Genomic DNA, 4,611 nt, shown 5'->3' on the forward strand with positions numbered 1-4,611 from the left:
ACACGGCAAGTCGTGCAGGTCCCGGGTGGCAAGGCGGTGTTCCCTTCGCTGTCCGTTGCGGAGCACTTTCGGATGGCGCTGTGGCTCGTGCCCACCGGCGGCGCCGACGAGGTCGAGCGCGCGCTGGACCACTTCCCCGTCCTGCGGGAGCGGTGGGACCAAGCGGCGGGCACGCTGTCGGGGGGGCAGCAGCAGATGCTCGGGCTGGCCATGGCGCTGGTCACGCGTCCGCGGCTGTTGCTGATCGACGAGCTTTCGCTGGGGCTTGATCCAACGACCGTCTCGCGCCTGCTCGACGTCGTGCGCGCGATCAACGAGCAGGGGACGGCGATCGTGGTTGTGGAGCAGTCCCTGGACATCGCCGCCTCCATCGCCCACCGCGCCTACTTTTTGGAGAAAGGACAGGTCCGCTTTGAAGGACCACCGGCCGAGCTGCTCGAGCGTCCGGACATCGCGCGCTCGGTGTTTTTGGCTCCCGCGTCCGGCGCCGGGGCTTCGCGGCGGAGGCGCAGGGCCGCGGACCCCGGGCCCCCGGTGCTGCGGATCGAAGGCCTTCGCAAGAGCTTCGGCGGAATTGTCGCCGTGGACGGCGTCGACCTCGAACTGCCCCCGGACCGCATCGTCGGGCTCATCGGGCCCAACGGCTCCGGCAAGACCACGCTGTTCGACCTCATCTCCGGACATCTCACCGCCGACGAAGGCCGCATCGAGTTCGGGGGACGGGACGTCACCGCCTGGGGGCCGCACCGGCGTTCGCTGGCCGGGCTCGGACGGTCGTTCCAGGACTCGCGGATCTTCGGCTCCCTCCCTGCATCCGCGAACCTTGCCGTGGGGCTGGACCGCCACGCCCAATGCCGCGACCACCTGGCGTCCGCGCTGTGCCTGCCCGCCGCCTGCCGCGCCGAGGCCGGGACGCGAAGCCAGGCCGACGAGATCGCCGGCCTGCTGGGACTGGACCGCTACCGCGAGTCGCCGGCAGCGGAGCTTTCCACCGGGACGCGCCACATCGTCGACCTGGGGATGGCCCGCGGACACCGTCCGAGCGTTCTGCTGCTGGACGAGCCATCGTCGGGGATCGCACAGAGGGAGGCCGAGGCGCTGGGCCCCCTGCTGCGGGGGGTCCAGGAGGAGCTGGGCTGCGCGATGCTCGTTATCGAGCACGACATGAGCCTGCTCGCGTCCGTCGCCGACGAGATCGTGGCTCTGGAGGGGGGCCGGGTCATCGCCCGCGATACTCCGGGGCGCCTGCTGCGCAACAGGCGAGTCGTGCGCTCCTACCTGGGACGCACGACGAGCTGAACCGGGTCGGCCCCACGTTTCGGGGGGGTAAGCGCGGCAGATCTCAGACCAACGGAGGATGTACGGCAGCCGCGGCGCCGCCACGATCGGCATGTGGCTCGAAGTCCGATCAGGAGGCACGGGATCCCGAGTCTCTCGACACAAGGAGAGCGTCATGACGCATTCGATTGGTGTCGGCCGCCTCAGGCTGTTGGCAGCCATCGTGGTCGCAACCAGCATCCTGCAAAGTGGCGGTTCCGCAGCCGCGCGCACCAGCGGTGAGCACTGTTTCACCCCGGGCGGAGCCGACCTCAACCAGCTGCATGGAACGGACGCTCGCATCGTGGCTCCCTTTTGTCGGGAGGTCCTGGCCGGGGAGCGCTGGATCCCGGCCGCGGCGTGGGTAGCGAACTCTCACTACGAAGTTCTTCCGGCGGGATATGTTCCGGCCGCCCCCTATCCGATAGAGGACTTCAACGCGAAGTTCGTTCGCGCCCGATATGTCATCGATCGCGGGTCGAGGCAAGAGCGGAGTTGGACATTTCTCGCCTCGGAGGTAGTGCGCGAGGGCCTGACGTATCCCGGCACGGATCTACCGATGTCGGCGCTGATCGCGGTCCTTCGACCGTTGCCTGTCGGACGGCACTCCGCCGACATCTTCGTCACGATGAGCGCCGACCACTGGGACGGCTTCGGAGACGACCCCGCCGTCGACCTCGTCCGCGCCGGCGAGACTCACTGGGCCAGCGTGAGCTTCACTGTCCGGCCGTCCGGGTAATGAGCTGGTCCGCAAGCGCCGGACTCCAACCACCATCATGTGCGGCCTAGTGCGTGCCGGTGTTCGCGTCACTCCGGTCAGTCACTGCGATGGTGGTGCGAGACGGTCCAGGATCTCCTTGGGCGTCTGCACGCGCACGCGGCGGGCCGCCTTCTCGATCTCGGCGGGGATCCCACCGGTCGCGGCGCAGATCCCAACCACTGCGGACACGTTGTCGACCGTGACCTCGAACGTGGGATCGACCAAGGCGGCGCGGTCGCTGAACAACTGCACCGAAGGCCACTGAAGGACGTCCTCCACTCGTTCGGGCGTTCCGCCCGGCACCGCCAGGGGAGCAAGTTCAAAGACCCTTTCGCCGTGAATTGCCAGGGGCCGCCGGGCCGTCGCGAGGATGTGGCCGCGAACGCCCGCGCCGGCGATGTCCTGCACGGCGCGCGCCACGTGGGGCTCGTCGCACCCGTCCAGGATGAGCAGGAGCCGTCCCTTTTCGAGCAGGACCGCTATGGCGTCGGCCGGGGTCGAACCCGCGGCTCCCAGCGCTGCGCAGATCCGCCGCCCCAGCTCCGACGGCGTCGCGCCGGCCGCGTCCACCAGCCAAACCCCGTCCTCGGCCCCCGCAACGGCGACGGCGCCGGCTTGCAGAGCCAGCCGGGTCTTGCCGACTCCCGCAGGGCCGGTAATGGTGACGACGGGCGCCTTCGTCCAGAGCTGCGCAAGCTGAACGACCTCCTCGTCGCGGCCGACAAACGACGTCCACTGCTCGGGAAGGTTGTGACAGCGGCTGTCCAGCGACATCAGCGGCGGGAATCTGGAGGGGGCGTCCGTTTCGTCCAGCTGCCAAAGGCGCAGTGGGACGTCCAGATCGCGCAGCACGTGGTGACCCAGGTCGTCCAGGCGCCAGCCCGGGGGGAGCCGTCCATCGACGGCTCTGGCAACCGGATCCGACAGGACGGTCTGTCCGGGGTGGGCCACACCGCGGATCCGTGAGGCCCGATTCACAGGGGGGCCGAAGTGGTCCCCGCCTCGCGACCGGACGGGCCCCGCGTGCACCGCCGCACGCATACGAATCCCCGCTGGGCCCGCCTTCTCCGCCATCCTGATCGCGACCACGCAGTCGACGGCGTCCTGCTCTGTGTCGAACACGCAGAACGACGCCTGCATCTCGCCGCCGATGCGCACCACCTCGCCCCGGTGGAGGTCGGCCTTCCGGCGAATGATCGCCCCGTGCTGCGTTACGCCAGGGCCCTCGTGCACTCCCGGGAGGTCGGTGAGAAGGATGGCGACCTGCCGCATCCCAGGGGGCCTAACCTGCGAGCTCTTGAGGATCCTGGTCGGCGAACTCGTCGATCAACGCGTCGAGCGCGTCGTGGTCCAGGGACTCGGTCCACATCTGGTCAAAGGCATCCGCACCGACTGCGGCCCGGGCTCGCACCTGAATTCCTTCGACACGCGCGAGACGATTTGGCGGCAACGAAACTCCGCCTCGCGCGCGCCGCGCTTCCGCACAAGCTGCGGCCCTGATCGCACCGCTCGCGTCTCCTTGCTGGAGCAGCGCGTCCGCCAGCTCCTCGAGCATGTCCACCACGTAAATCTCATTTTGCGAATCCCGCGCGAGCTGCAGCGCCTCCACCGCGCATGCTCTCGCCCTGTGGAGGTGCCCCAGCTGCCCATTCGCCTCGCTCAAACCTCCGAGGCAGCCGATCTCCAGCCTGCTATGCCCGATCTTGCGCGCAAGGGCGAGACTCTGCTCGAGGTGCACAACAGCCTGGCGCGGGTCCCCCAACGCGAGGATCGTCAAGCCCAGATCGCCCGTGGCCTCGGACAGCGAGACCTGGTCCCCGACGCGCTCCGCGAGCTCGATGCACCGCTGCATCACCGGCACCGAAGCCTCGGGGTTGCCGATCTCGCGATGCTCCACGCCCAGAAGCCCCTGGATCTTGGACTCCAAGGCCTCGTCACGCAGCTCTTGTGCGGTGCGCGCGGCGTCGGACAGCGCGGCGATCGCGGCTGCGTGGTCACCGGCGGCACTGTCCAAGCCGGCCATGTTCGCCAGAATCGCGGCCTCGTACCTGCGGTCGCCCTGTGCTCGCGCGAGGGCGAGCGCCTCCTGGTACAGAGGCCGTGCCCGGTCCGGGTCGGGCTTCGCCGAGAAGTTCGCCAGGTTGACCAACGCAGGGCACAGGTAAGTGATGTCACCGAGGTCGCGGGCCCGGTCCACCGCTTCCGTCAGCAGCTCTAGCGCGCCGGCCGGGTCGCCGAGCTTGCGCAGCACTGTCCCCAAGCCGCTCAGCAGGTTCACGAGGTTCACGCCCGGGTCGTAGGCCCGCGCGAGCGGGATCGCCTCTTCGCACGCGGCCCGAGCCGCGTCGAGATCCCCCTGGTCCCCGCAGACATTGGCCAGCGCACTGAGGCATCGCGACAGCTCCACCTGATCGCCTTCCCGCCGCAGCTGCTCCGCCGACGTCGCGAGCCACCTGCGCGCCTCGCCCAGATAGCCTCTTGAGCGCCAGAAGCGGGCAAAGTCCCGGACGATGATCCTCGCCATCTTGGCGTGG

General features: G+C 69.2%; 4 protein-coding genes. 2 read left to right on the forward strand and 2 right to left on the reverse strand.

The features are described from left to right. Both VNE62_04205 and VNE62_04210 read left to right on the forward strand, forming a co-directional pair. Positions 1 to 1,299: ATP-binding cassette domain-containing protein (locus VNE62_04205; protein HVE91495.1), on the forward strand; the 1,299-nt coding region annotated here is incomplete at its 5' end. Between the two features lie 58 nt (positions 1,300 to 1,357). After that, a complete protein-coding gene (locus VNE62_04210) occupies positions 1,358 to 2,056 on the forward strand; it encodes a hypothetical protein (GenBank protein ID HVE91496.1) in 699 nt (232 codons plus the stop codon). 81 nt (positions 2,057 to 2,137) lie between these two features. Here the strand turns inward: VNE62_04210 and VNE62_04215 are convergent, their stop codons facing one another. After that, positions 2,138 to 3,349: a hypothetical protein gene (locus VNE62_04215; GenBank protein ID HVE91497.1), complete on the reverse strand. Its 1,212-nt coding sequence runs from the start codon at positions 3,347 to 3,349 to the stop codon at positions 2,138 to 2,140. Between the two features lie 10 nt (positions 3,350 to 3,359). Beyond that, positions 3,360 to 4,611: tetratricopeptide repeat protein (locus VNE62_04220; protein HVE91498.1), on the reverse strand; the 1,252-nt coding region annotated here is incomplete at its 5' end.

Source organism: Actinomycetota bacterium, assembly GCA_035536535.1.
GTDB lineage: Bacteria > Actinomycetota > JAICYB01 > JAICYB01 > JAICYB01 > DATLNZ01.